This is a genomic window from Pseudoalteromonas spongiae UST010723-006, from assembly GCF_000238255.3.
Lineage (GTDB): Bacteria > Pseudomonadota > Gammaproteobacteria > Enterobacterales > Alteromonadaceae > Pseudoalteromonas > Pseudoalteromonas spongiae.
Map to the genome: position 1 here is coordinate 1,343,109 of NZ_CP011039.1, position 22,418 is coordinate 1,365,526.

Consider the following 22,418-nt stretch of genomic DNA (forward strand, 5'->3'; position numbering starts at 1 on the left):
TTTTTGGAATTTGGAATTTGGAATTTGGAATTTGGAATTTGGAATTTGGAACTTGGAATAAAAGAGAAGTGGTGGAGGGGGACGGATTCGAACCATCGAAGGCAATGCCGTCAGATTTACAGTCTGATCCCTTTGGCCGCTCGGGAACCCCTCCACGAGAACGAGGCGAATATTAACAAACTAAAAAATTAAGTAAAGGTTAAAGCTAAAGTTTTTTTTAATTTTGTCGATAACAGCTTTGTTATCAATCAGATTGACTATTAAAGATGCAAATCGAACAAATCATCACACATGAAGCGCAACTTGGAGAGCAACTTTCTCACAGTGTTAAAGAGCAGCGCCATTCTGATTTTGCACTTTTACTTTCTTTATTAAGTAATGACGCAACGGAGTTTTCGCAATTTCAGCTAATAAAAAGCGAAAAGTCACCGACTGCGGATCCGGTTCTTTCATACGCGAAGGTCGCAGCAGGCCCGAAAAAGCCATTAGCAAGTGAACCGTTTAACGGCTTGCTTGGCGAACACAATCGTACATTGTTAGAAAACCAAGGGTTAATCGCGATTCAATTTAATGAATGTTTAAAGCCCGAACCTTTCACTTGTAAGAATGATAAAAACTATATTCCTCCCCTAGTTGTTGATAATTGTCCGCCTGCGGTGCAAAAGAAGTTGCACAGTGCTAAACAAGTGGGACTTAACAATAACGAAATGGATATCGACAATTTCTATCAAAGTATTGAAAAGAGCCAAGAGTACAGCTTCGCTTCTGTCGCTTAGTTAAGCTGGCCGTAGCGGCTCACACGGCTCTTTTGTTAAATACTTACTGAATCTTTCGTAACGTTAATCTTTGTATAAATAGCGGCAGTTATTAGCGTGCTTGCCATTAAATATATATTTGACGTGTTTATGTCTTTTTTCAAAATGCGTTATGTGAGTGGTCGTTGGTCGGGTAGTGGCTTAATGTGTGGGCTAAATGTTTTGCTTTTTGTTCGTAATTTAGCCAAAAGGAAAAGTTAAGCGGAAAAAACTGCATAAAAACTTATCGCGAAACTCAATTATTATCATCCATGTGCATTATCTGAATATATCTAAAAAATGGGTATTTTGGTATTGATAGATGGGGTTGAGAAATAGGGCGCTCTATCTAATTGGGCCACCCTATTAAAACTTTCAGTCAACGTTTTAATTTTGGTGATAGGCTAAGACAATGTTGCTTATGCTAATGGAATATAGATTTAAAAAGTGATTAAGGCTTACTTAGCTACCATGACACTTTTTAAACTTTTTACCACTATCACATGGACAGGTATCGTTTCTGCCTAGCTTAGTTTCGTTATGAGGGGTAAGGGTGCCATCTAAATAGCGCCATTGATCTTCTTCAATAACAAAGTTTGATACTTCTTCAAGCTGGCAGTAGTAGCCGTCGCAAATATACTCTGCTTTAAAATGCACTTGGGCTGAATTGCCTTGCTCATTAAAACTATTCACCGTAAGTTTTATAAAATCAGCAAGTTCAGCAAATAACTTTATTTCTCTAACACTGTTTTCGGCACGTTTAGTCAGTGCATAGGTGTTATGAATATATTCACTGTTATTTACACAGTATGCAGAATAGCGAGAGCGCATTAGCTGCTCTGCATTATCTGCTTTTTTTTCACCATTGATGATGGGTGCACAACATTGCTCAAATGCTTGTGCTGTTCCACAGTAACACATAAATAGATTTCGTTTTTCAAAACCAGCATTTTAGCAGAGAGTAGGGTTTGCCGTCACACCTTTGCTAGCTGCAAAGTGGTAAAAATAGCCATTAAACTCTGTTTGGTTTGCATAGAGTGAACTAAGTGTTACTTCATCAAGCATATTTGTCCACGATACAACTGCACCAAAATTGCCATTTTTTAGCGCAGAATTAACCACGTATTCAATATTAATAAGATGACGCTGGCGAATAATAAGCAGTTTGCTGTGGTCGATAGATAAACTTTCTAACAGGGTTTTACTTGGCACTGCATCGGGTGCAAGCAGCAGTGTCCATTTATTTTCGCAGGTATGCTTTTGCAGTATTTCAATAAGTGCCAATGTTTCTTGAATGTCATCTTGCACATTAATAACTTTCAGCTTGTCTGTATCTTGTGTTGAAACCTGTACAGCGTGCTGTGATGAAAGGTGTTGAGCTTGTAACATAACGATACCTGTTTAAATATACAGTGGAATTATCTATACAGTAGTTTATACAGTATTTTGTTTCAAGCACTTTTTGCTATTTTTTACACAATTTTTTCAGATTGGATTATTGCGTCATTAATATTCTCATATAAATCAGCAGCTTGCTTTTTTGCATCGGTGATTTGTTTTGCTTGGAGTAGCGGCTGTAGCTTACCAATTGCCTCTACCGCTTCTATCGAGCCTTGGCTTTCAGCTAGGTATAACCAGGTATATGCGTGATACACGCTTTGCGGTAATCCGGCACCTTTTGCGAACATCATGCCTAAATAAAACTGCGCTTTTACATGACCTTGCAGGGCAGCGAAACGCATATATTTGGCAGCACCAACATCATTTTTGGCTTTTGACATGGTGACTGAGGTTGCAAACAAACGTTCGGCATCTTGCTCTACAATGGTGTGGGCTTTTTGAGTTAGTTCTTTTTTGATCGCAAGTAATGTAGAAAGAATAAGGTGTTCTACTTCCTCTATTGTTAATGAATCTACTTCAATGGAATTATTTTCGTCGGACATATGCTTCCTTATTGCTAATCAACCTAAGACAAGGTTAATAATTTTTTTACGGTGATTGTTAGAAACGTTCCGATTAAAACGTGTTTAAATAAAATTACGAGTGACCAGACGTTGATCTGGCACCTTTAAAATTACGTTGCATGGTGAACGTTTATCTCAATCTAAGCGTGATGAATTACCCTAAGTTTAGAAGCTTTTGTTTTTTTCACTTAATTTCATTTCGAAATGACTTAAAAATTTAATTTTTGCTGTGTCACTGGTATGATCATCGCCCCCTTAAGACACAGTAACGAAATCATGTTTGAGCAACTTTTTAAAATTAACCAACAGGGCAGTACGGTTAAACGTGAAGTGATCGCTGGCATCACCACATTTGTCACTATGGTGTACATAGTATTTGTAAACCCTGCAATGTTAACCGAAGCAGGCATAGACCAAGGCGCAGCATTTGTAGCCACCTGTTTAGCCGCAGCAATTGGTTGTTTTATTATGGGGTTTTGGGCCAATTACCCAATCGCACTGGCACCAGGCATGGGGCTTAACGCATTTTTCACATATGGCGTAGTGCTAGGTATGGGCTACAGCTGGCAAAGTGCACTTGCCGCGGTGTTTTTCTCTGGCATTATCTTTTTACTGTTAAGTTTATTTAAAGTGCGTGAGTGGATTATTAATGCCATTCCTCTTGTTTTAAAGCGCGCAATTGCCACCGGTATTGGTGCATTCTTAGCGTTAATCGCCCTTAAAAACTCGGGTATTATTGTGGCAAGCCCTGAAACCTTGGTACAGCTTGGTGATATAACCCAAGCGGGCCCGTTACTTGCAATTATTAGTTTCTTTTTTATCGCAGCGCTTTTATACCGAGATATTAAAAGTGGCGTGCTGTTTAGTATTTTAGGTGTCACCGCTATCGCGTTAGCATTTGGCTTAGTTGAATACAACGGCATTGTTTCAATGCCACCATCACTTGCACCGACCTGGATGGAATTGGACTTTGCCAGCGCACTAGAGCTTTCAATGCTTAGTGTGATTTTTGCTTTCCTTTTTGTCGACTTATTTGATACCTCAGGCACACTTGTTGCGGTGTCACAAAAAGCCGGTATTGCTGATGAAAAAGGCAATATTCCACGTATGGGCCGCGCTCTTAGTGCAGATAGTTGTGCAACGATCGCGGGCGCAACGTTAGGTACATCAACAACGACTTCTTATATTGAATCTGTTGCTGGGGTATCGGTTGGCGGCAAAACAGGTTTAACAGCTGTTGTTGTTGGTATCTGCTTTTTATTAATGCTGTTCTTTGCACCGCTTGCGGCCATGGTACCGGCTTACGCCACAGCTGGCGCAATTTTATATGTTGCTGTATTAATGTTACAAAACTTAAAACTGATTGATTGGGATGATATGACAGAAGCCGTGCCTGTGGCCGTTGTATTATTAATGACACCGCTTACGTTTTCGATAGCGCACGGTATTGCATTAGGTTTCATTGCTTACACAGCAGTAAAAGTAATGTGCAATCGCGCAGAAGAAGTGAGCATTAGCGTTTGGGTGTTATCTATTCTCTTTGTGGTTAAGTTCGCTCTACTATAAAAATAAACGGGGCGCTGTTTGCGCCTTTAACACAACGGATTATTTATGCGTAAGTACCTTTTCTTTATCTCTCAAAATTACAGTTATGCGATTTTACGCCCGTTACAGCAAGAAATTTGGCGCCGCGGTGGCGAGGTTGCTTGGTTCTTGTGGGGTAATGAAGTTAATGCGAACTATTTAAAAGAAGATGAGCAGGTACTTAAATCAGTTGATGCAGTAAAAGCATTTAATCCAGATGCGGTATTTGTTCCTGGTAATACGGTACCGCGCTTTTTCCCAGGCGTTAAAGTGGCGGTGTTCCATGGTTTTAACGCGGGTAAGTTAAATAGACGCGGTAACAATGACCATTTCAATATTCGTCAATGCTTTGATTTATATTGCACCCAAGGACCAGATACTACCGAACCGTTCAAGCTGCTTGCCAAACAACATGGCTATTTTAATGTGGTCGAAACAGGCTGGCCTACGCTTGATCCATTATTTACTGACACGCTAACCGAGCCGACAGCCAATAAAAGTAAGAAAACGGTGTTAATGTGCTCGACGTTTTCTCGCAATTTAACGTGTGCACCGCATTTGTTCGAGCAAGTTAAAAAACTTAGCACAACGGGAAAGTGGCAATGGCTAGTGCAATTTCATCCTAAAATGCCAAAACATATTGTTGAGCAATATAAATCCCTTGAAAGCGAACATTTACAGTTTGTTGAAACCGATAATGTATTACCGCTGCTTAAACAGGCTGATGTGATGTTGTGCGATACATCGTCAGTGATTCAAATGTTTTTAGTGCAAAATAAACCGGTCGTAACGTTTAACAATATTGATCCTAAACCGTATATGGTTAATTTCACTGAGCCTAATTTACTTGAAGAAAAGCTGTCATATGCATTGCAATCTCCACACGACCTTACTCAGCAGATTGGCGAGTATATAAAGCAATTGCATCCGTATCGCGATGGGCAATCGAGTGGCCGAGTACTGGATGCGGTTGAGAAAGTATTACTGGGTGAACTTACTGTTGAAAAAACTAAACCACTTAACTTTATTCGCAATTTTAAGCTAAGAAAAAAGCTCAAATACTGGAAATTCAATTAAAAAACTTTGCCTGATGTTAAGTTTTTGTGAGATCATAAAAATGTCACATAAATCGTTTAGGCAGTTCAATGAAGGTTATTTTTGATATTCAACATCTGTATTATTTACCGCAGTATTTACCGGTAATTGATGCACTCAAAGCGCACAACACAGAAATTGAATTGGTTGGCTACAAAACTGACGACGAAGATTTAAACCGCATTATCGAGAGCGCATTAAACGAGACACAGTTAACTATCAAAATTGTACACAATTGGCAAGATGCGTTAGCCCATTACTTAGCGCAAAAAGCAGATTGGTTAGTCTTTGGCAATGCCGTTGCAGATTTAGAACAGCTCCATACAGTGAGTAAAACCGTATTGATGCAACATGGTGTCGGCCCGAAAAGTTGTTATTATGATGTATCTAAAAATCCAACCACTGTGCGATTTGTTGAAGGTGAAAAGCGCCTGAGTAATCTTCAAGCCATGTTTCCCAATGGTAATTTTGTAGATAGTGGCTATGCAAAGCTGGATCCTGCTATCAATCGCACATCGACTACGCGTACTCTTGCATCTCTCGGCTTAGATGAATCTAAACCAACCTTACTCTACGCACCTACTTTTTATCCCAGCTCGATAGAACTGTTTGCCAAATCATTTCCAAGTGACTTTGAAAATTACAATATTATCTTAAAGCCACATTTTTTCTCACTGACAAAACCGCGTTATAAAAAGCAAAAAGCCTTGTTAGAAAATTGGGCTAAGCAAGACAATGTGTATTTAGCAGGTGTTGATGAATTCAATTTACTCGAATTTATGGCAATTTCAGATGTTATGTTATCAGATGCATCGTCGGCAATATTTGAATTTGCAGCGCTAGATAAACCGGTTATTTGGTGTGATTTTTACAAATTACGCTGGAGTTACCGAGGTATTTTCTCTTATCGATTTAAAAAACGCATTGATGAAAGCATTGAGGTATTTCATCAATTGTGCGAACGAGCGGAAAATTATAAAGCACTTACACAGTGCGTAAAAAATGCGGTTGATAACTCAAAAGCAAAACAAAATATTAGAGCGCAAGTTACTGAAGAATATGTGGGGAAAGTTGACGGGCAGTGTGCCAAGCGTATTGTTGATTACCTATTAAAGCATTCATAGCTTTCCGCAAATCTCAGCTCAGCGGTTTGTATTTGTGGCTATTTGTAATTATACGGTCAACCTTGCGCCTTACTCGTGGTATAGTACGCGCCAAGCACATACCACAGAACTATTGCAATTTAATGAAAAGAGTAATTACTTTCGGCACGTTTGATGTTTTCCATGTTGGCCATGTACGAATTTTAGAACGCGCCCGTGAATTTGGAGATTATTTAATCGTGGGCGTCTCATCTGATGCCCTTAACTATTCAAAAAAAGGCCGTAACCCTATTTACTCTCAAGAAGACCGCAAAAAAATTATCTCGTCATTACAGTTTGTTGATGAAGTATTTTTTGAAGAGTCTTTAGAGCTAAAAGGCGACTACATCGAACAGTTTGAAGCAGATGTCTTAGTCATGGGTGATGATTGGCAAGGAAAGTTTGATAACTATAAATCACAATGTGAAGTGGTTTACCTACCTCGTACTCCCTCTATTTCCACAACAGAAATTATTGAAGTTGTTCGTGCAACTGAACGCTAAAAAAAAGGCTAACCCAGATGGGCTAGCCTTACGTTCACATGGGAAGAACAATATGTAATTCTTTCGATTAGTTAAAATGGTAATTCCATTTACCCTGCGTTAGTAACTTTTACACGTCCTCTTTTGCAAATATCACATAGCCAAAGCCACTTAATGTCGCGCTCTCATACTGGTGTGATTTAATTACTTTACCTTGTACGTCAACCGTTTGGCTATGTTCGCCTAGGTTGAAATAACAGACTAATGTTTTGCCGTTATAGCTACGCTCAAAGCCTAAAATATGTTCGTCGCTTTGCGTAAATTTAATGTCACCAAAAAGCAGCGCATCATGTTGCTTGCGCCAAGCTAAAAATTGTTGGCAATGTACTAGCGCAGAAGTTTCGTCAGCTTGTTGTGCGTCAATTGCGACATCTTTATGCGCGTCAACCACAGGTAACCAAGGTTCAACAGTTGAGAAACCACCGAATTCATCTTCACGCTGCCAAGGCAATGGCGTACGACAGCCATCACGACCTTTAAAGTTTGGCCAGAAGGTAATGCCGTAAGGGTCTTGTAATTGCTCAAAGGTGATTTCAGCTTCACCTAAACCTAATTCTTCACCTTGGTACAAACACACACTGCCACGCAAACTTGCAAGTAACGCATGTAGCATTTTTACTTGCTCATGATTAACAATACCGTTCTTGCTCCAACGCGATGAAACGCGTTCTACATCGTGATTGCTAAATGCCCAACATGGCCAGCCTTCAGTCATTTGCGATTCAAGGGTTTCAACTGTGTTTCGAATGTAACTTGGGCTGTAGTCTTTTGTTAATAGCTCAAAACTGTAACCCATGTGCAGTTTGTCGCCACCTGCTGTGTACTCATTCATGGTGGCAAGTGAATCTTCAGATGAAATTTCACCAAGGGTCACAGCGCCCGGGTATTTGTTCATTAGCGTGCGAATTTCCTGCATAAATGCCAGGTTTTCAGGCTGGGTGTTGTTGTAATAGTGATACTGAAATGCGTATGGATTATCTTCACTAAACCCACGACCTTGCCTTAAATGCTTTGGCTTTGCAGGGTTATCACGCAGTTGCGCGTCGTGATAACAAAAGTTAATAGCATCTAAACGGAAGCCATCAACACCGCGAGCTAACCAAAACTCAACGTTATCTAATACAGCATTGCGCACATCTTCATTGTGGAAGTTTAAATCGGGCTGCTGTGTTAAAAAGTTATGTAAATAGTATTGGCAGCGACGCGGCTCCCATTGCCATGCACAACCGCCGAAAATTGATAACCAGTTATTTGGTGGTGAACCATCTTCATTGGCATCAGCCCACACATACCAGTCGGCTTTATCGTTTGTTTTGTTTTCACGACTCTCAATAAACCAAGGGTGTTGATCTGAGGTATGACTCAATACTTGGTCAATCACAATTTTAATATCGCGTTGATGAGCTTGCGCGATGAGTTCGTCAAAATCAGCAAGAGAGCCAAATAATGGGTCGATATCGCGATAGTCGCTTATGTCGTAACCAAAATCTTTCATTGGCGACTTAAAAAACGGCGAAATCCATACAGCGTCAACACCAAGCGCTTTAATATAATCAAGTCGCTTTATTATTCCCTGTAAATCGCCAACACCATTATTTGTAGTGTCTTGAAAGCTGCGTGGGTAGATTTGGTAAATTACCGCGCCTTTCCACCAATTTAGTTGCGCTGTTAGTTTCGACATCGTTTTCTCATTACTATCTGATGCTAAATGCTTTTTTACGTTTGCGTTGCCATTTCGCAGTATCTGTTTACTGCGAATAACCGTCAGCTTACGTCATATAGCGGCTGCGAGTAAAAAGCCTACATACGTATGCAGTGAAAATAGTTGTAAGAAGAGAAGTCTTTGGAACGATATTTATTGGTCACACTAAATAACCAATTTTAATATTTATTGTTAAAATGTACTAAAATAATGCCTTAAATTGGTAATACCAATTTATCATTGGTTTTGTATTGCACCTTTTAAGTGCAGGTTATACTCAGTTTGTGCTGAATTTGCACTGAATTAGCCCGTATTTGTGATGGTTTTATGTCATTTTCTTTAAGTTAACGTTTTGTTTGATGTTACTTTTAAAAAACACTTATTAATCAATCTATAACAAAAAATAAATGTAAAATATTTGTAACCAAAAGCGCCATTGCATAAATTTGAATACGTATGCAGTTTGTTGTGGTTGCTAAATTTATAGCGTTACTATCACTGTCGGCAACAAACGCGAACTCATTTGGTGCAACTGCTACAAATACTGTCAGTAAGCTATATTCGTTTAGTGATGTTATTTCGCACCATGATTTGCACTAGCAATAGTCAATCGGGAACAAAATTTATGTCTATTTTCAAACCAAGTATGCTGACGCTGGCAATGGTCGCAGCAGGTGTAGGCTCTGCAAACTTATATGCTGCAGAGAACCAAAACAACGATAAAGAACAAGAAAAAGAAGTTGAGGTTATTGAGGTTACAGGCTTTCGCGCAAGTTTAGTTAAAGCCATTAACACCAAGCGCTTTTCACCAGAAGTGGTTGAATCAGTATCAGCAGAAGACATCGGTAAATTACCAGACTCTTCAATTGCAGAATCAATTGCACGCTTACCGGGTCTAGCCGCTCAGCGCTTAGACGGTCGCGCAAGTCGCGTTACTATTCGTGGTTTTGGTGAAGACCATGTTGGCACAACATTTAATGGTCGTGAACAAGTATCGATAACCGATAACCGCGGTGCAGAATTAGATTTATACCCATCAGAAATCATGAGCGCGGTAACAGTTTATAAAACGCCGAGTGCCGATTTAGAAGCATCGGGCCTTGCTGGCGTTATTGATTTGCAAACAATTAAACCGCTATCAATGGATGAGCGCGTTATCAAAGTTAACGCCATGTATGAGCAAACGGGCTTTGAAAAATTAAATCCAGATGCTGATGATAATGGCTTTCGCGGTACACTGTCTTACATTGACCAATTTGCCGATAACACCCTAGGTGTGGCAGTTGCATTTAATACAATGTCATCACCAAACCAAGAAAAGCGTTGGAACTCTTGGGGCTACCCTGAATTCACGGGTGATGATGGTAATACCTATTCAATTTTAGGTGGTGCAAAGCCGTTTGTACGTTCATCTACCTTAGAACGTGATTCAGTTATGGCGGTGATTGAATATGCACCAAGCGAAAATCTACGTATGGTATTTGATAGCTTATATGTAGATTTCGTAGATGAAAAAATTCTCCGTGGTATCGAAGTGCCATTTGCTTGGGGTCAGGGTTCAATCAGTGCGGATAACGCAGTTGTAGATCCAGCAACAGGCTTTGTTACATCAGCGATTACTGAAGGGCAGCGTGTTGTAGTACGTAACGACTACGAAGATCGCAGCGCTGAACTTACATCATTTGGTTTTAATTTAGAATATGACTTAAGTGATTCTTGGTCACTTGAGTTCGATGCAAGTCACTCAAGTGTTGAGCGTGAAATCTGGAGTATGGAAAGTTATGCTGGAACAGGTCGTGGCGATGCACGTGGTGTTGCAGATAACCTAGGTTACGCATTTAACTCTGGAAATACAGGCGCAACCTTTAGCCATGAGCTGGATTATAGTGACTATAATTTAATTCAACTTGGCGGCCCACTTTCTTGGGGTTGGAGTTCTGCACTTAATGAAAAATACGGCGTTGTTGGTACTGAATATGAAAACCAATTGCAAGACGGCTTTTTAAATACCCCTGAAGTTGACGATGAGCTAAATGCACTTCGCCTTGCTGCAACTAAAGTAATTGAAAACGATTATGTAACGTCTGTTGAATTTGGTTTGTCTTACAGTGAGCGTGAAAAAACCAAGCGCTCTGAAGGTTACTTCTTAACAGTATCAAGCTTCTCGTTAGATAACCCAGGTATGATGATGGTGCCAGAAGAGTACCGTTTAGGTACTGCAAACCTTGATTTTATCGGCATGGGCGACATGATTGCGTTTAACTCACGCGCAATGGTTGAAGATGGTTACTACGATTTACTGGCAGAAAGCTTAACCGATCCAAGCCACGCAACTAAATCGTGGACGGTTAAAGAGCAATTAACCAGTGCGTTTGTTAAAGCAAACATTGATACTGAACTAGCAGGCATGCCGTTAACTGGTAATGCAGGTCTTCGCTATGTTAAAACTGAGCAAGAATCTAAAGGTAACGCTTTCAATACACAAGACGGCAAAGTTATTACATCGCCAACGCATATTGAACACGATTACGCACATCTATTACCAAGCTTAAACCTATCATTATCGATTGATGATGAACAGTCGGTACGTTTTGGCGCTGCTAAGACGATTTCACGTGCACGTATGGATGAAATGAATGCCTCGGTTAATGCTACTTACAATCAGCAGCCAGACGAAAATGGTAGTAACTGGGTAGTGAATGGCGGTAACCCGTCACTTGAACCGTACCAAGCAATTAACTTTGACCTAAGCTATGAAAACTACTTTAGCCCAGAAGGTTATTTTGCTATCGCGCTTTATCATAAAGATTTAAAAGACTGGATCTTTGATGGTAGCTATTCAATCGATATGACAGGTGTTGCAGATCCATCAACAGGCCTAGTACCTGCTAACCCAGATGGTACAGGTAATGGTAAAGTAAACGGTGGTGACGGCACGGTTAAAGGTGCTGAGTTCTCAGTCACATTACCATTTAACTACTTTGCTGATGCTCTGGATGGTTTTGGTTTAATTGCAAGCCATACTGTTAATAGCTCAGACATGGTTGACCAAGATGGCAACGATTATGAAATTCCAGGTTTATCTAAGAGCATTCAAAATCTAACTTTCTATTATGAAAATTACGGTTTCCAAGCGCGTGCTAGCATGCGTAAACGTGATGACTTTAAAGGTGACGTTTATGGCCGCGGTTTTGACTCACAGCAAGTTGATATTCAAGGCGAGACGATTTGGGATGCACAAATTGGTTATGACTTCTCTGAAAGTGGCTTAAAGAGTCTAGAGGGCATGACGGTGACTTTCCAAGTGCAAAACATTACTGAAGAACCGTTTATCTCGTTATCAGGTGATAACGCATTGCAAGTACGTGATTACCAAGATTATGGTCGCACTTTCTTGCTAGGCGTGAACTACCAGTTCTAACCTGAATGTTGCAACAAAGCCCTGAAAAGGGCTTTGTTTTTATCTGAGGTTACCATGACAAATCAAATCAACAATGTTGTCATCGTCGGCGGAGGTACTGCTGGCTGGCTTACTGCAAGCTTACTTGCAAAAGTACTTGGCAAGCAGATTTCTATTACGCTAGTTGAGTCAAAAGACATCGCCACAATTGGCGTTGGCGAGGCAACCATTCCTCCCATCATTCCTTTTAATGCCGCCATTGGCATTGATGAAAAAGCCTTTATCAAAGCAACTAACGCAACTATTAAGCTTGGCATTCAGTTTGAAAACTGGGGGCAACAAGGCGAGCATTATATGCATGCGTTTGGCAGTTTTGGTAAGGACTTTCCATTTTGCAATTTTTTGAATTATTGGCTTAAAGCCAAAGAGCAGGGCGATACGAGTAGTTTTTGGGATTACTCGATTAATTATCAAGCAGCAAAGCGCAACCGCTTCGATAAACTTCAATATTTACCAAATACCAAATTACCGGGAACTAGCTACGCCTATCATTTTGACGCGAGTTTATACGCACAGTTTTTGCGAAATCACGCAGAGCAGCTCGGGGTAAAGCGCATTGAGGGCAAAGTAACCCATGTCGAAACTCACCATAACAATGGCTTTATTAAATCTCTCAAGCTCGAAAACCAAGCGTTTGTAACGGGTGATTTATTTGTCGATTGTTCTGGTTTGCATGGCTTATTACTTGATAAAACTCTGAATGTTGGCTTTGAGGATTGGCGCCATTGGTTACCCTGTGATAGTGCTTTGGCTGTACCGTGTGAACATGATGAGAATGAAATTAAACCCTACACACGTTCAATTGCTCATGATGCCGGTTGGCAATGGCAAATTCCGCTAACCAATCGCATTGGTAATGGTTTGGTTTACGCCAGTTATCATCTCTCGGATGATGACGCAAAACAATTACTGCTAAGTAACTTACCGGGTAAGGCAATTGCAGAGCCAAAGCTTATTCGCTTTCGCACTGGCCGTCGCTTAAAACAATGGCATAAGAATGTTGTGGCGATAGGCCTTTCAAGTGGTTTTTTAGAACCACTTGAATCAACCAGTATTCACCTAATTCAAACTGCGGCAACTCGCCTCGTAAAGCATTTTCCGTTAATGGGTATTAATGATCGGGTTGTAGCAGAGTTTAATCGTCAAAGTCAGGTTGAATTTGAACGCATTCGCGACTTTATTATTTTGCATTATAAATTAACCGAGCGCACAGACAGCGCTTTTTGGCGTCAGTGTAAAGATATGGACGTGCCAAACAGCTTACGCCACAAAATACAGCTTTTTGCTGAAAACGCCTTGTTTTTCAGACAAGATGACGAGTTGTTTAGTGAAGTGGCCTGGCAGCAAGTGATGCTAGGGCAAGGCATTGCGCCGGCGCAATATCATCCACTCGCGAAAAACTTAAATGATGCACAAATTAAAGATTTACTTGAAAGCTTAAAAACCTTGGTTGCCCACACCAGTGAAAAACTGCCAACCCATAATGAATTTTTAAAACGATTTGGTAATTAAATGAAAAAGAAGATGTATGCCTTATTTGCGCTTATTGTGGCGTCAAATAGTGTCAGTGCCCAATCTAAACTTGTAGAAGAACAAAACAAAGTGCAAAAGCCGGTTGTTTATCAGGTGTTTACCCGTTTGTTTGGCAACACAAATACAACCAATAAACCCTGGGGTAGCAAGGCTGAAAACGGTGTTGGAAAATTTGCTGATTTTACCCCGAAAGCACTTAATGAAATAAAAGATATGGGTGTGAGCCATATTTGGTATACCGGTGTGCTTCATCATGCAATGGCTGAAGATTACACACAGTTTGGTATCAGTTTAGATGACCCCGATGTGATAAAAGGACGCGCAGGCTCCCCTTATGCCATTAAAGATTATTATTCAGTTAACCCAGATCTTGCAAATAATCCGGCCAAGCGTATTGAAGAATTTGAAGCACTGATTAAACGAAGCCATGCTGCGGGTCTAAAAGTAATTATTGATATCGTGCCAAATCATGTTGCGCGCCGCTATGAGTCAATCGCAAAACCTAAAGGTGTGATTGGCTTAGGTGAAAAGGACGATACCAACGTTACTTATTCCAAGTTTAATGATTTTTACTATATTCCTGGAGTAGCGTTTTCACTGCCTAAATTTCCTGAAGATTATTCACCTTTAGGCGGTGATGCGCATCCATTAGTTGATGGAAAGTTTGATGAAAACCCGGCGAAATGGACAGGTAATGGCTCACGCGAGGCGCAGCCAAATTTTAATGACTGGTACGAAACAATAAAAGTAAACTACGGTGTAAAACCTGATGGCAGCTATGACTTTGCGACATTACCAAGTGAGTACGCAACCAAGAGCTATCGTGATGTTGTCGCGTTTTGGCAAGATAAAGAGCTACCAAGCAGTTGGCACAAAATGCGCGATATCGCGTTTTATTGGTTAGACAAAGGGGTTGATGGCTTTCGCTATGATATGGCTGAAATGGTACCCGTAGAATTTTGGAGCTACTTAAATGCGCATATCAAGCGCAAAAATCCGCATGCCACGTTAATTGCCGAAGTATACAATCCAATACTTTATCGTGATTATATCCACTTAGGTAAAATGGATTATCTCTACGACAAAGTCGGTTTTTACGATACGTTAAAGTGGATCATGCAAGGAAAGCAATCGGCAACGACCTTAATGCCCGTTCACCACGACGTAAAAGACATCGCGCCACATATGCTTAACTTTTTAGAAAACCATGATGAGCAGCGTATTGCGAGCCCTGATTTTGTTGGCGATATGGATAAAGGCAAACCCGCGATGGTGGTCTCGCACCTTATCAGCCAATCGCCTAGTTTAATTTACTTTGGTCAAGAAGTAGGGGAGCCAGGCGCTGAAAACGCCGGGTTTGGTAGCCCAACACGTACCAGTATTTTTGATTATGTTGGCGTGCCGCAACATCAAAAATGGGTGAATAATGGCAAATTTGATGGTGGCTTGTTATCAGACCAACAAAAAGCGCTGCGCGAATTCTACAAAACACTATTAAATTTGGCCAAGCGCGATGCCATTAAACAAGGTTCGCTGATTGATATAACCAGTGAGCTAGGTGAGGCTAAAGATACGGTGATTGGTTTTATCCGTAAAAGTGAGCATGACACTTTGCTGATACTTGCTAATTTTGGCGATAAAGTGCAGTCAGTTACATTGCCATATAATGCAAAGCCAGCAAACCTGTTGCGCTTTGCTGGCAATAACAAAATTCAAACTAATAATAAAACAACTAACTTCACACTAGTGCCAGAGGGCGCAGTAGTTGTGGTAGTGGAGTAATTTATGACAACACCCGTGCAAGACAAACCAACGCTGTCGTTTTGGCAAATATGGAATATGTGCTTTGGTTTTATGGGCATTCAATTTGGTTTTGCCCTGCAAAATGGCAATGTGAGCCGTATTTTCCAAACTTTAGGTGCAAATATCGATGAGATCCCTATTTTATGGATTGCCGCGCCGCTTACAGGTTTAATTGTGCAGCCGATTGTTGGTTATTTTAGTGACCGCACTTGGGGGAAATTAGGTCGCCGCAGACCTTTCTTTTTATACGGTGCACTGGCAACAACATTAGCACTGTGTATTATGCCAAATTCGCCCACCTTGTGGATTGCGGCGGGTATGTTGTGGATTATGGATGCTGCTATCAACGTGACGATGGAGCCGTTTCGTGCACTTGTAGGTGACAACCTTCCGAAGAAGCAACGCGGTATGGGTTATGCCATGCAGAGCTTTTTCATTGGTGTTGGCGCCGTAGTTGCATCGGCACTGCCTTGGATTATGACTAATTGGTTTGGTATTAGTAATACCGCAGAAGCTGGCGTTATTCCCGAATCAGTAACATTTTCATTCTATTTTGGTGCTGTGGTATTACTGATTGCGGTACTTTGGACCATTGTCACCACAAAAGAATATAGCCCTGAAGAACTCGCGAAGTATGAATATCCACAAGTAACACTTGCATATTCAAACCAAGGCCATTTGCCGTTTGCTCGCATTGGCGTGGCATTACTTGGCTTAGGTTTGTTAGTTTTGGCGGCAGTGTATGTGTTATCGCTTGGTAAAGATATCGTATTCTTAGGCGGCGCGCTGAGTGTATTTGGTGGGCTCTTTTTACTTTCAAACAGTATGCAAACTCGTGGTAAAACGCAAAACGGTTTTTATACGGTGATGTCTGACATGATGCGCATGCCAAGCACCATGAAACAATTAGCCGTTGTACAGTTTTTTAGTTGGTTTGCTCTTTTCGCGATGTGGATTTACACCACTCCCGCTGTAACCAGTTTCCACTTTGGCAGCAGCGACGTTGCAACAAAAGCGTATAACGATGGTGCTGATTGGGTAGGGGTATTATTTGCAGCCTACAACGGCTTTTCAGTAATTGCCGCAATTGTAATACCGTTAATGGTTAAAAAGCTTGGCTTAAAAGTAAGCCATATGATCAATTTATTGCTTGGCGCTGGCGGCATGTTGAGTTTTGCCTTTATTTCGAATAGCGATCATCTAATTTATGCCATGATAGCCATCGGCTTTGTTTGGGCATCTGTTTTATCTCTGCCATATGCCATGCTCAGTAACGCCTTACCGAGCAATAAAATGGGCGTGTATATGGGCATCTTCAACTTTTTTATCGTTATTCCGCAAATGTTAGCAGCAACCATTTTAGGCGCATTAGTGCGCTTTGTATTCGATGGCGAAGCAATTTATGCACTCTCTCTCGGTGGCGTTTCATACTTGATTGCTGCCATTGCGGTAACCCGTGTGACCTATAACAAGTAAATGACAACAAGTGAAAAATTAACCATGTTTAAAACTAAATTTGTTAAACAATCATTGCTTGCAAGCGCAGTAGCACTTGCAATTTCTGGCTGTGGTGCTGAAGTGGCGAAAACTAACTCAGAAAGTACAGCGCAAAACAATTTAACGGCACCAGGCGCACCAGGTAGCAAACCGTTCTGGGCTTATTCAGGCAAAACCGGTATTGGTACCAGTTACGAAGCGTATTTAGATGGCAGCTACAGCGATAAAGCGGCAACAGGCCCGGTTTCAAAAGTGTGGTTCTCATTAGCGCAGGGGATTATTACCGAAACCATGTTTGGTTTAATTCATCAAGCACAGTTAAAAGAAATGCAATTTGTTGTTAAAGGCGACAACTTCATTGCTACAGAACTTGATGATACCCAGTGGCAAATTGACTACCTACAAAAAGATGAGCTAGGCAGACCCTTGTCACTTGCTTACAAGTTGACGAATACTGACAAACAAGGCCGCTTTAAAATTGAAAAGCACATTTTTACTGATAGCAACAATCAAACGTTATTTGTAAAAGTGGTATTAGAATCACTTAAAGGCGAGCCATTATCACTTTATGTGCATGCTAACCCGTATGTTAATAATAACGGTGTTGGCGATAAAGCCACGGTGAAAGAAGGTAAATTAGTAGCGGTTGATGGCGATAATTATCTGACACTTTCAAGTAACACAACATTTGAACAAGCGAGTGTAGGTTTTGTTGGTACATCTGATTTGATATCACAAATGAAGTCGGGCAAAACGTTCATAAGCTATGCAACAACCGGTGATAAAACGGGTAACGTGTCGCTTGACGCCTTACTTGGCAGCACATCAAGCAAAGCAGAATTTGATTTAACACTGTCATTTGGTAACACCTTAGATGAGAGTATTGCGGCAGCAAACGCAAGCCAACAGAAAGGTTACCAAGCACTATTAACTGAATTTGGTGCTGATTGGCAGAGTTATTTAGCATCGCTTGATCTTGAAGCGCTAAGCTCACAATCAGCTGATAATGGCCGCTTAGCGTATGCAAGTGCCTTAGTGTTAAAAGCGCAGGAAGATAAAACACATGCGGGCGCATTGATTGCATCACTGTCAAACCCTTGGGGTGATACCGTACCTGCAATTGAAGGGCATACCGGATATAAAGCTGTTTGGGTACGTGATTTCTACCAAGTAGCAATGGCGTTTTTAGCTATGGGTGATAAAGCCACCGCTAAAACCGCGTTTGAATATTTAGAAAAAGTACAAGTGACGGATAAAACACCGGGTAACCAAGGTGATACGGGCTGGTTTTTACAAAAGACCCATGTTGACGGTGAACTAGAATGGGTGGGTGTTCAGCTGGACCAAACAGCTATGCCAATTATGCTTGGTTGGAAGCTTTATCTTGCCGATGTGCTTAGCAAAGAAGAACTGATCCTTTGGTTTAACAAAATGCTCAAACCTGCGGCTGATTTTCTAGTTGAAGGTGGTCTTGCTAAAATTTTATGGAATGACACCGAAATAAAGCCGCCATTTACTCAGCAAGAACGTTGGGAAGAGCAAGCGGGGCATTCGCCATCAACCACTGCTGCTGTAATTGCTGGTCTTATTACGGCAAGTGAAATTGCAAAGCTGGCAGGCGATGATACCTTGGCTACTAAGTACTTAAATGTAGCAAAAGATTACAATGCCAAAGTTGAATCGCGCATGTATACCACTAAAAGTACGTTACCAAGTGATGCATCAAACGGCCAGCACTATGTACGCATTAGCCAAGATGACGATGCAAACTCAGCGACGGTGCTAGGCGATAACAATGGCCGCAAAGGTTTAGTCAAACAAAGCATTTTGGATGGCGGCTTTTTGGAACTTGTGCGTTATGGTGTAAGAAGCGCTGAAGATAAGCATATTATTGATACGCTTGATGAATATGATGCACAAAATTTACCTGAAAACCTTAAAGTAAAATATAACTTTACTTTTGAGGGGGTAAAGGGGCAATTCCCAGGCTGGCGTCGCTACGGTAATGACGGTTATGGTGAAGACGAAGTGACTGGCACCAACTACGCCGAAGGTGGTAATAATACCCCAGGGCAACGTGGACGTGTTTGGCCGTTCTTTACCGGTGAACGAGGCCACTATGAAATTGCAAAACTCGTGCAATCTGATTCGTTCGATACGAAACAGCAAGCCGCATTGACGCAAACCTATGTAAAAGGCATGGAACAATTCGCCAACGAAGGCTTAATGTTACCAGAGCAAGTGTGGGATGGTGTTGGTGTTAACCCGCATAATTACACATTTGGCGAAGGCACAAATTCAGCGACACCACTTGCATGGACACACGCCGAATATATTAAATTATTGCGTTCAATGTCAGACAAACAAGTTTGGGACTACTACCCAGTAGTCAAAGAAAAGTTGAATTAAAAAAGGCGCTTAACGCGCCTTTTTTAATTCAGTTTCAAAGATTAGCACTTCTGGAAGCCCTGCAGTAAGTGATTTGAAAAACATGTTTTTAAGTGATAACGTTCCAATTAGTAATTATTAATTTACAAGGAGTGTATATGGCAAAAAGATTGATTTGCATTGCGACAGCAATTGTTTTATTCGGGTGTAATTCAACTGCTGATAAATAAAGTCGTAAATACGCTGATTTGAGCGTATCAAACGATTTTTCGGAATTATTGCAGTTTAATTCAGTAAAGAGATTTGCACCACGTTATCCTGAAGATCAAGTGGTTTCACGCAAGCAAGGGTGTGCAACTATTGAATATGTAGTAACAGCGGAACACAAAATTGAAGATATAACGTTAATAAACTCTACTCATAAAAGCTTTGCGAGAGAGGCAAAAAACGTTATTCCTAAATGGAATTGGCAAGCGTTAAGTGGAGCAGGGATGGATAAACCTATAAAGCTCCGAACTCGGTTTGAGTATTGCTTAGAAGATGGAAAAGGAAACTGTGCAATAAATAAATTAATTGCAAGGAGTCACTGTCCTGGCAATGATGTTGTGGCATCTGTTGGCACTTTAATAAGTAAAGAAATAGCATTTTAAAAGGCGCGTTAAGCGCCTTTTTTATGCCGAATGCCTCACAACCAAGGTGGGCTTTAACTGGGTTTGTGCTGGAGGCTCGTCTTTTAATTGGGCTAGCAAATTCGCAACAAGCATTTCTCCCGCTACAGACGTACTTTGATTAACTGTGGTGAGTGCGGGCTCAGTAAAGCTCGCAACAGGAATATCATCAAAGCCAATCACGCTAATATCTTCAGGTACATTTAATCCCGCTTCTTTGATTGCGCGAATAGCGCCAATTGCAATTAAGTCACTGGCAGCAAAAATAGCATTAATAGGGCGTTTTAAGCTAAGCAAAGTCTTGGTGGCGTTATAGCCTGACTCATCGGTTGAAATGGCATTAATAATTTGGCGCGCATCAACATCTAAACCATGTTTATTAAGCGTGTTCTTAAAGCCATTAAAACGGGCGAAAAATTCAGGGCTGTGTTCTGATGCATCACCGATAAACGCACATTGGGTGCGCTTTTTAGCGACTAAAAACTCTGCAACTTGCTCACCGCCAAAATAGTTATCACAGGAAATAGAAAGCTCTGGACGCGAATCAACACGTGCGCCCCAACAAACAAACTTAGTGTTGTTTTGTAACAGTGTGGCAAGTCGCGCTTGGTAATCTATGTAATCGCCGTAGCCCAGCAAAATTAAGCCATCAGCGCGGTGACTGTCTTCGTATTGCGCTTGCCAATCTTGATCCATTTGCTGAAATGACACAAGCAAATCATAGCCTTGATTAGCACAGGCACGTGTGATTGAGCCCAACATTGATAGAAAAAACGGATTGATCATTGATTCATCGCTGGTGGGATCTTCAAATAGTAACAGTGCAATGGTATTGCTTTGTTGCGTGCGCAGGTTACTAGCGTTTTTATCGACTTTGTAATTAAGTTTTTTGGCAATCTCAAAGACTTTCTTTTTGGTTTCCTCGTTCACTAACGGGCTGTTGCGCAATGCGCGCGAAACCGTAGATTGTGATACGCCTGCATAGTGGGCAATATCGAACGATGTGGCTTTGGATTTACTCAACTGTGCACCTTTTTATGATAAACACGTTAATTTAGACGGTATTTTAGCCATAAACTTAATAAAAAAACTAACTTTATGTGATGAGATATTGAATTTAATCTGACACCGGTGTCATAATTAGTCAACTTAACCGAAGTCAATTGGGTTTGTTGCCATTTAGTTGATTGTCTGTAGCAGGGCAAGATATAACTAGTTACGAGTTGCAATTGCTGCACTTAAAAATTAGCTAATTCAATTGAGAGAATTAATATGTTTGAGCCTATATTAGTTGCGGATGTTGGCGGTACAAATGCACGCTTTGCACTCGTTACAGCATTTGATAAAACGACAAAAGAAATTGTATTTAACAACATTCAAAAGTTTTCAAGTTTAGAGTTTGATAGCTTTGCTGATGTTGTTGCAGCCTACATTGATACGCTAGAAAGCGTGCCCAACAATGCATGTTTTGCCGTTGCGGGTCCACGTAAAAAAGACACGGTCTTTTTAACTAACTTAGGTTGGCAATTTAATGTAAGCGATATTAAACAGCAATTCAGCTTTGCTAATTTTAAAGTGATCAATGACTTTGCGGCATTTGCACACGCATCTCCTTACATTGATAACACTGCAAACTTAGTCATTAAAGATGGGCATAGTCACAGCGATGGTAATATTGCGGTGATTGGTCCAGGTACAGGGTTTGGCGCTGCTGCACTTGTGAAAGGCGAAGAGCAGAATGTGGTATTGAGCTGTGAAGCCGGCCATATCAGCTTAGCGGCATGTAATGAACTTGAACGCAACTTAATTACTGCATTAAGCGAAGAATTTGAACATGTTTCGGTTGAACATGTATTTTCCGGTCAGGGTATTGAAAACTTGTACCGTGCGATGGCGAAAGTCCATGGGCAAACAGCAAAGAACTTTGACGCGCCAACAATTACACAATTGGCGCTCGCAAATGATGACGACATTTGTGTAAAAACACTCAACCAATTCTGCGATTGGATTGGCGCTGTAGCAGGTGATTTGAGCCTGACCTTTAACGCGACCGGTGGTGTGTATATTGGCGGCGGTATTTTGCCCCGTTTTCAAGATAAGCTACTGGCGAGTGAGTTTGTAAAACGTTTTGTTGCAAAAGGAAAAATGCAGCACATTGTTAACGATATTCCGGTAATTTTAATCACTCAAGACAATATTCCGTTGTTGGGTGCGGCTGCCAGTTTAGATACGAAGTAATAATTAGA

The 22,418-nt window shown here is 40.9% G+C and carries 17 protein-coding genes and 1 tRNA gene; 12 read left to right on the forward strand and 6 right to left on the reverse strand.

What is annotated here, in order from left to right:
• Positions 1 to 69: 69 nt before the first annotated feature.
• Positions 70 to 154 (reverse strand) — tRNA-Tyr (locus PSPO_RS06320).
• Between the two features lie 112 nt (positions 155 to 266).
• On the opposite strand from PSPO_RS06320, the gene PSPO_RS06325 reads away from it, so the two are divergent.
• Complete coding sequence (locus PSPO_RS06325; RefSeq protein WP_010560279.1) at positions 267 to 776, forward strand: VC2046/SO_2500 family protein; 510 nt, start codon at positions 267 to 269, stop codon at positions 774 to 776.
• Positions 777 to 1,256: 480 nt separating this feature from the next.
• Here the strand turns inward: PSPO_RS06325 and PSPO_RS06330 are convergent, their stop codons facing one another.
• The 3 genes from PSPO_RS06330 to PSPO_RS06340 all read right to left on the reverse strand — a co-directional run bounded on the left by PSPO_RS06330 (position 1,257) and on the right by PSPO_RS06340 (position 2,737).
• Positions 1,257 to 1,715 (reverse strand): YchJ family protein, encoded by a 459-nt coding sequence (locus tag PSPO_RS06330; RefSeq protein ID WP_010560278.1) that lies wholly within the window; start codon positions 1,713 to 1,715, stop codon positions 1,257 to 1,259.
• 30 nt (positions 1,716 to 1,745) lie between these two features.
• Entirely contained in the window at positions 1,746 to 2,183 is a 438-nt protein-coding gene (locus PSPO_RS06335) for a SulA-like leucine-rich domain-containing protein (protein ID WP_010560277.1), read from the reverse strand.
• Positions 2,184 to 2,266: 83 nt separating this feature from the next.
• On the reverse strand, positions 2,267 to 2,737 hold the full coding sequence (locus tag PSPO_RS06340) for a tetratricopeptide repeat protein (protein WP_010560276.1): 471 nt from the start codon (positions 2,735 to 2,737) through the stop codon (positions 2,267 to 2,269).
• A 297-nt stretch (positions 2,738 to 3,034) separates the two neighbouring features.
• On the opposite strand from PSPO_RS06340, the gene PSPO_RS06345 reads away from it, so the two are divergent.
• The 4 genes from PSPO_RS06345 to PSPO_RS06360 all read left to right on the forward strand — a co-directional run bounded on the left by PSPO_RS06345 (position 3,035) and on the right by PSPO_RS06360 (position 7,082).
• Positions 3,035 to 4,324: an NCS2 family permease gene (locus tag PSPO_RS06345; protein ID WP_010560275.1), complete on the forward strand. Its 1,290-nt coding sequence runs from the start codon at positions 3,035 to 3,037 to the stop codon at positions 4,322 to 4,324.
• A gap of 45 nt (positions 4,325 to 4,369) precedes the next feature.
• Positions 4,370 to 5,419, forward strand: coding sequence for a CDP-glycerol--glycerophosphate glycerophosphotransferase (locus tag PSPO_RS06350; protein WP_010560274.1), 1,050 nt, complete (start codon positions 4,370 to 4,372; stop codon positions 5,417 to 5,419).
• A gap of 68 nt (positions 5,420 to 5,487) precedes the next feature.
• Positions 5,488 to 6,561 (forward strand): CDP-glycerol glycerophosphotransferase family protein, encoded by a 1,074-nt coding sequence (locus PSPO_RS06355; protein WP_010560273.1) that lies wholly within the window; start codon positions 5,488 to 5,490, stop codon positions 6,559 to 6,561.
• A gap of 122 nt (positions 6,562 to 6,683) precedes the next feature.
• Entirely contained in the window at positions 6,684 to 7,082 is a 399-nt protein-coding gene (locus PSPO_RS06360) for an FAD synthase family protein (RefSeq protein WP_010560272.1), read from the forward strand.
• A gap of 109 nt (positions 7,083 to 7,191) precedes the next feature.
• On the opposite strand, the gene PSPO_RS06365 is transcribed toward PSPO_RS06360, so the two are convergent.
• A complete protein-coding gene (locus tag PSPO_RS06365; protein ID WP_010560271.1) occupies positions 7,192 to 8,802 on the reverse strand; it encodes an alpha-glucosidase in 1,611 nt (536 codons plus the stop codon).
• A 646-nt stretch (positions 8,803 to 9,448) separates the two neighbouring features.
• On the opposite strand from PSPO_RS06365, the gene PSPO_RS06370 reads away from it, so the two are divergent.
• From PSPO_RS06370 to PSPO_RS06395, 6 genes are all read left to right on the forward strand, one after another.
• A complete protein-coding gene (locus PSPO_RS06370) occupies positions 9,449 to 12,244 on the forward strand; it encodes a TonB-dependent receptor (RefSeq protein ID WP_010560270.1) in 2,796 nt (931 codons plus the stop codon).
• Between the two features lie 54 nt (positions 12,245 to 12,298).
• On the forward strand, positions 12,299 to 13,795 hold the full coding sequence (locus PSPO_RS06375; RefSeq protein ID WP_010560269.1) for a tryptophan halogenase family protein: 1,497 nt from the start codon (positions 12,299 to 12,301) through the stop codon (positions 13,793 to 13,795).
• Positions 13,796 to 15,598 carry an alpha-amylase family protein gene (locus tag PSPO_RS06380; protein ID WP_040642398.1) on the forward strand — a complete coding sequence of 601 codons (1,803 nt, stop codon included), beginning with the start codon at positions 13,796 to 13,798 and terminating at the stop codon, positions 15,596 to 15,598.
• A gap of 3 nt (positions 15,599 to 15,601) precedes the next feature.
• Entirely contained in the window at positions 15,602 to 17,095 is a 1,494-nt protein-coding gene (locus PSPO_RS06385) for an MFS transporter (protein ID WP_010560267.1), read from the forward strand.
• Between the two features lie 24 nt (positions 17,096 to 17,119).
• Positions 17,120 to 19,525 carry a glycoside hydrolase family 15 protein gene (locus PSPO_RS06390; RefSeq protein ID WP_040642419.1) on the forward strand — a complete coding sequence of 802 codons (2,406 nt, stop codon included), beginning with the start codon at positions 17,120 to 17,122 and terminating at the stop codon, positions 19,523 to 19,525.
• Positions 19,526 to 19,752: 227 nt separating this feature from the next.
• Positions 19,753 to 20,154, forward strand: a complete 402-nt coding sequence (locus PSPO_RS06395) for an energy transducer TonB (RefSeq protein ID WP_084616575.1) — start codon at positions 19,753 to 19,755, stop codon at positions 20,152 to 20,154.
• A gap of 21 nt (positions 20,155 to 20,175) precedes the next feature.
• Here PSPO_RS06395 and PSPO_RS06400 read toward each other — a convergent pair whose 3' ends face one another.
• The gene (locus tag PSPO_RS06400; protein ID WP_010560264.1) at positions 20,176 to 21,195 is read right to left on the reverse strand and encodes a LacI family DNA-binding transcriptional regulator; all 1,020 of its coding nucleotides are present in this window, start codon (positions 21,193 to 21,195) and stop codon (positions 20,176 to 20,178) included.
• Between the two features lie 249 nt (positions 21,196 to 21,444).
• On the opposite strand from PSPO_RS06400, the gene glk reads away from it, so the two are divergent.
• Positions 21,445 to 22,410 carry a glucokinase gene (gene glk, locus PSPO_RS06405; RefSeq protein ID WP_010560263.1) on the forward strand — a complete coding sequence of 322 codons (966 nt, stop codon included), beginning with the start codon at positions 21,445 to 21,447 and terminating at the stop codon, positions 22,408 to 22,410.
• The last annotated feature ends 8 nt before the right edge of the window (positions 22,411 to 22,418 follow it).

Excerpts from the sequence above, each read along its gene's own strand:
- PSPO_RS06355 (WP_010560273.1), top strand. The coding sequence starts at position 5,488 with ATGAAGGTTATTTTTGATATTCAACATCTGTATTATTTACCGCAGTAT.
- PSPO_RS06325 (WP_010560279.1), top strand. The coding sequence starts at position 267 with ATGCAAATCGAACAAATCATCACACATGAAGCGCAACTTGGAGAGCAA.
- PSPO_RS06330 (WP_010560278.1), bottom strand. The coding sequence starts at position 1,715 with ATGTGTTACTGTGGAACAGCACAAGCATTTGAGCAATGTTGTGCACCC.
- PSPO_RS06375 (WP_010560269.1), top strand. The coding sequence starts at position 12,299 with ATGACAAATCAAATCAACAATGTTGTCATCGTCGGCGGAGGTACTGCT.
- PSPO_RS06335 (WP_010560277.1), bottom strand. The coding sequence starts at position 2,183 with ATGTTACAAGCTCAACACCTTTCATCACAGCACGCTGTACAGGTTTCA.
- PSPO_RS06345 (WP_010560275.1), top strand. The coding sequence starts at position 3,035 with ATGTTTGAGCAACTTTTTAAAATTAACCAACAGGGCAGTACGGTTAAA.
- PSPO_RS06340 (WP_010560276.1), bottom strand. The coding sequence starts at position 2,737 with ATGTCCGACGAAAATAATTCCATTGAAGTAGATTCATTAACAATAGAG.
- glk (WP_010560263.1), top strand. The coding sequence starts at position 21,445 with ATGTTTGAGCCTATATTAGTTGCGGATGTTGGCGGTACAAATGCACGC.
- PSPO_RS06360 (WP_010560272.1), top strand. The coding sequence starts at position 6,684 with ATGAAAAGAGTAATTACTTTCGGCACGTTTGATGTTTTCCATGTTGGC.
- PSPO_RS06370 (WP_010560270.1), top strand. The coding sequence starts at position 9,449 with ATGTCTATTTTCAAACCAAGTATGCTGACGCTGGCAATGGTCGCAGCA.
- PSPO_RS06380 (WP_040642398.1), top strand. The coding sequence starts at position 13,796 with ATGAAAAAGAAGATGTATGCCTTATTTGCGCTTATTGTGGCGTCAAAT.
- PSPO_RS06350 (WP_010560274.1), top strand. The coding sequence starts at position 4,370 with ATGCGTAAGTACCTTTTCTTTATCTCTCAAAATTACAGTTATGCGATT.
- PSPO_RS06390 (WP_040642419.1), top strand. The coding sequence starts at position 17,120 with ATGTTTAAAACTAAATTTGTTAAACAATCATTGCTTGCAAGCGCAGTA.
- PSPO_RS06385 (WP_010560267.1), top strand. The coding sequence starts at position 15,602 with ATGACAACACCCGTGCAAGACAAACCAACGCTGTCGTTTTGGCAAATA.
- PSPO_RS06365 (WP_010560271.1), bottom strand. The coding sequence starts at position 8,802 with ATGTCGAAACTAACAGCGCAACTAAATTGGTGGAAAGGCGCGGTAATT.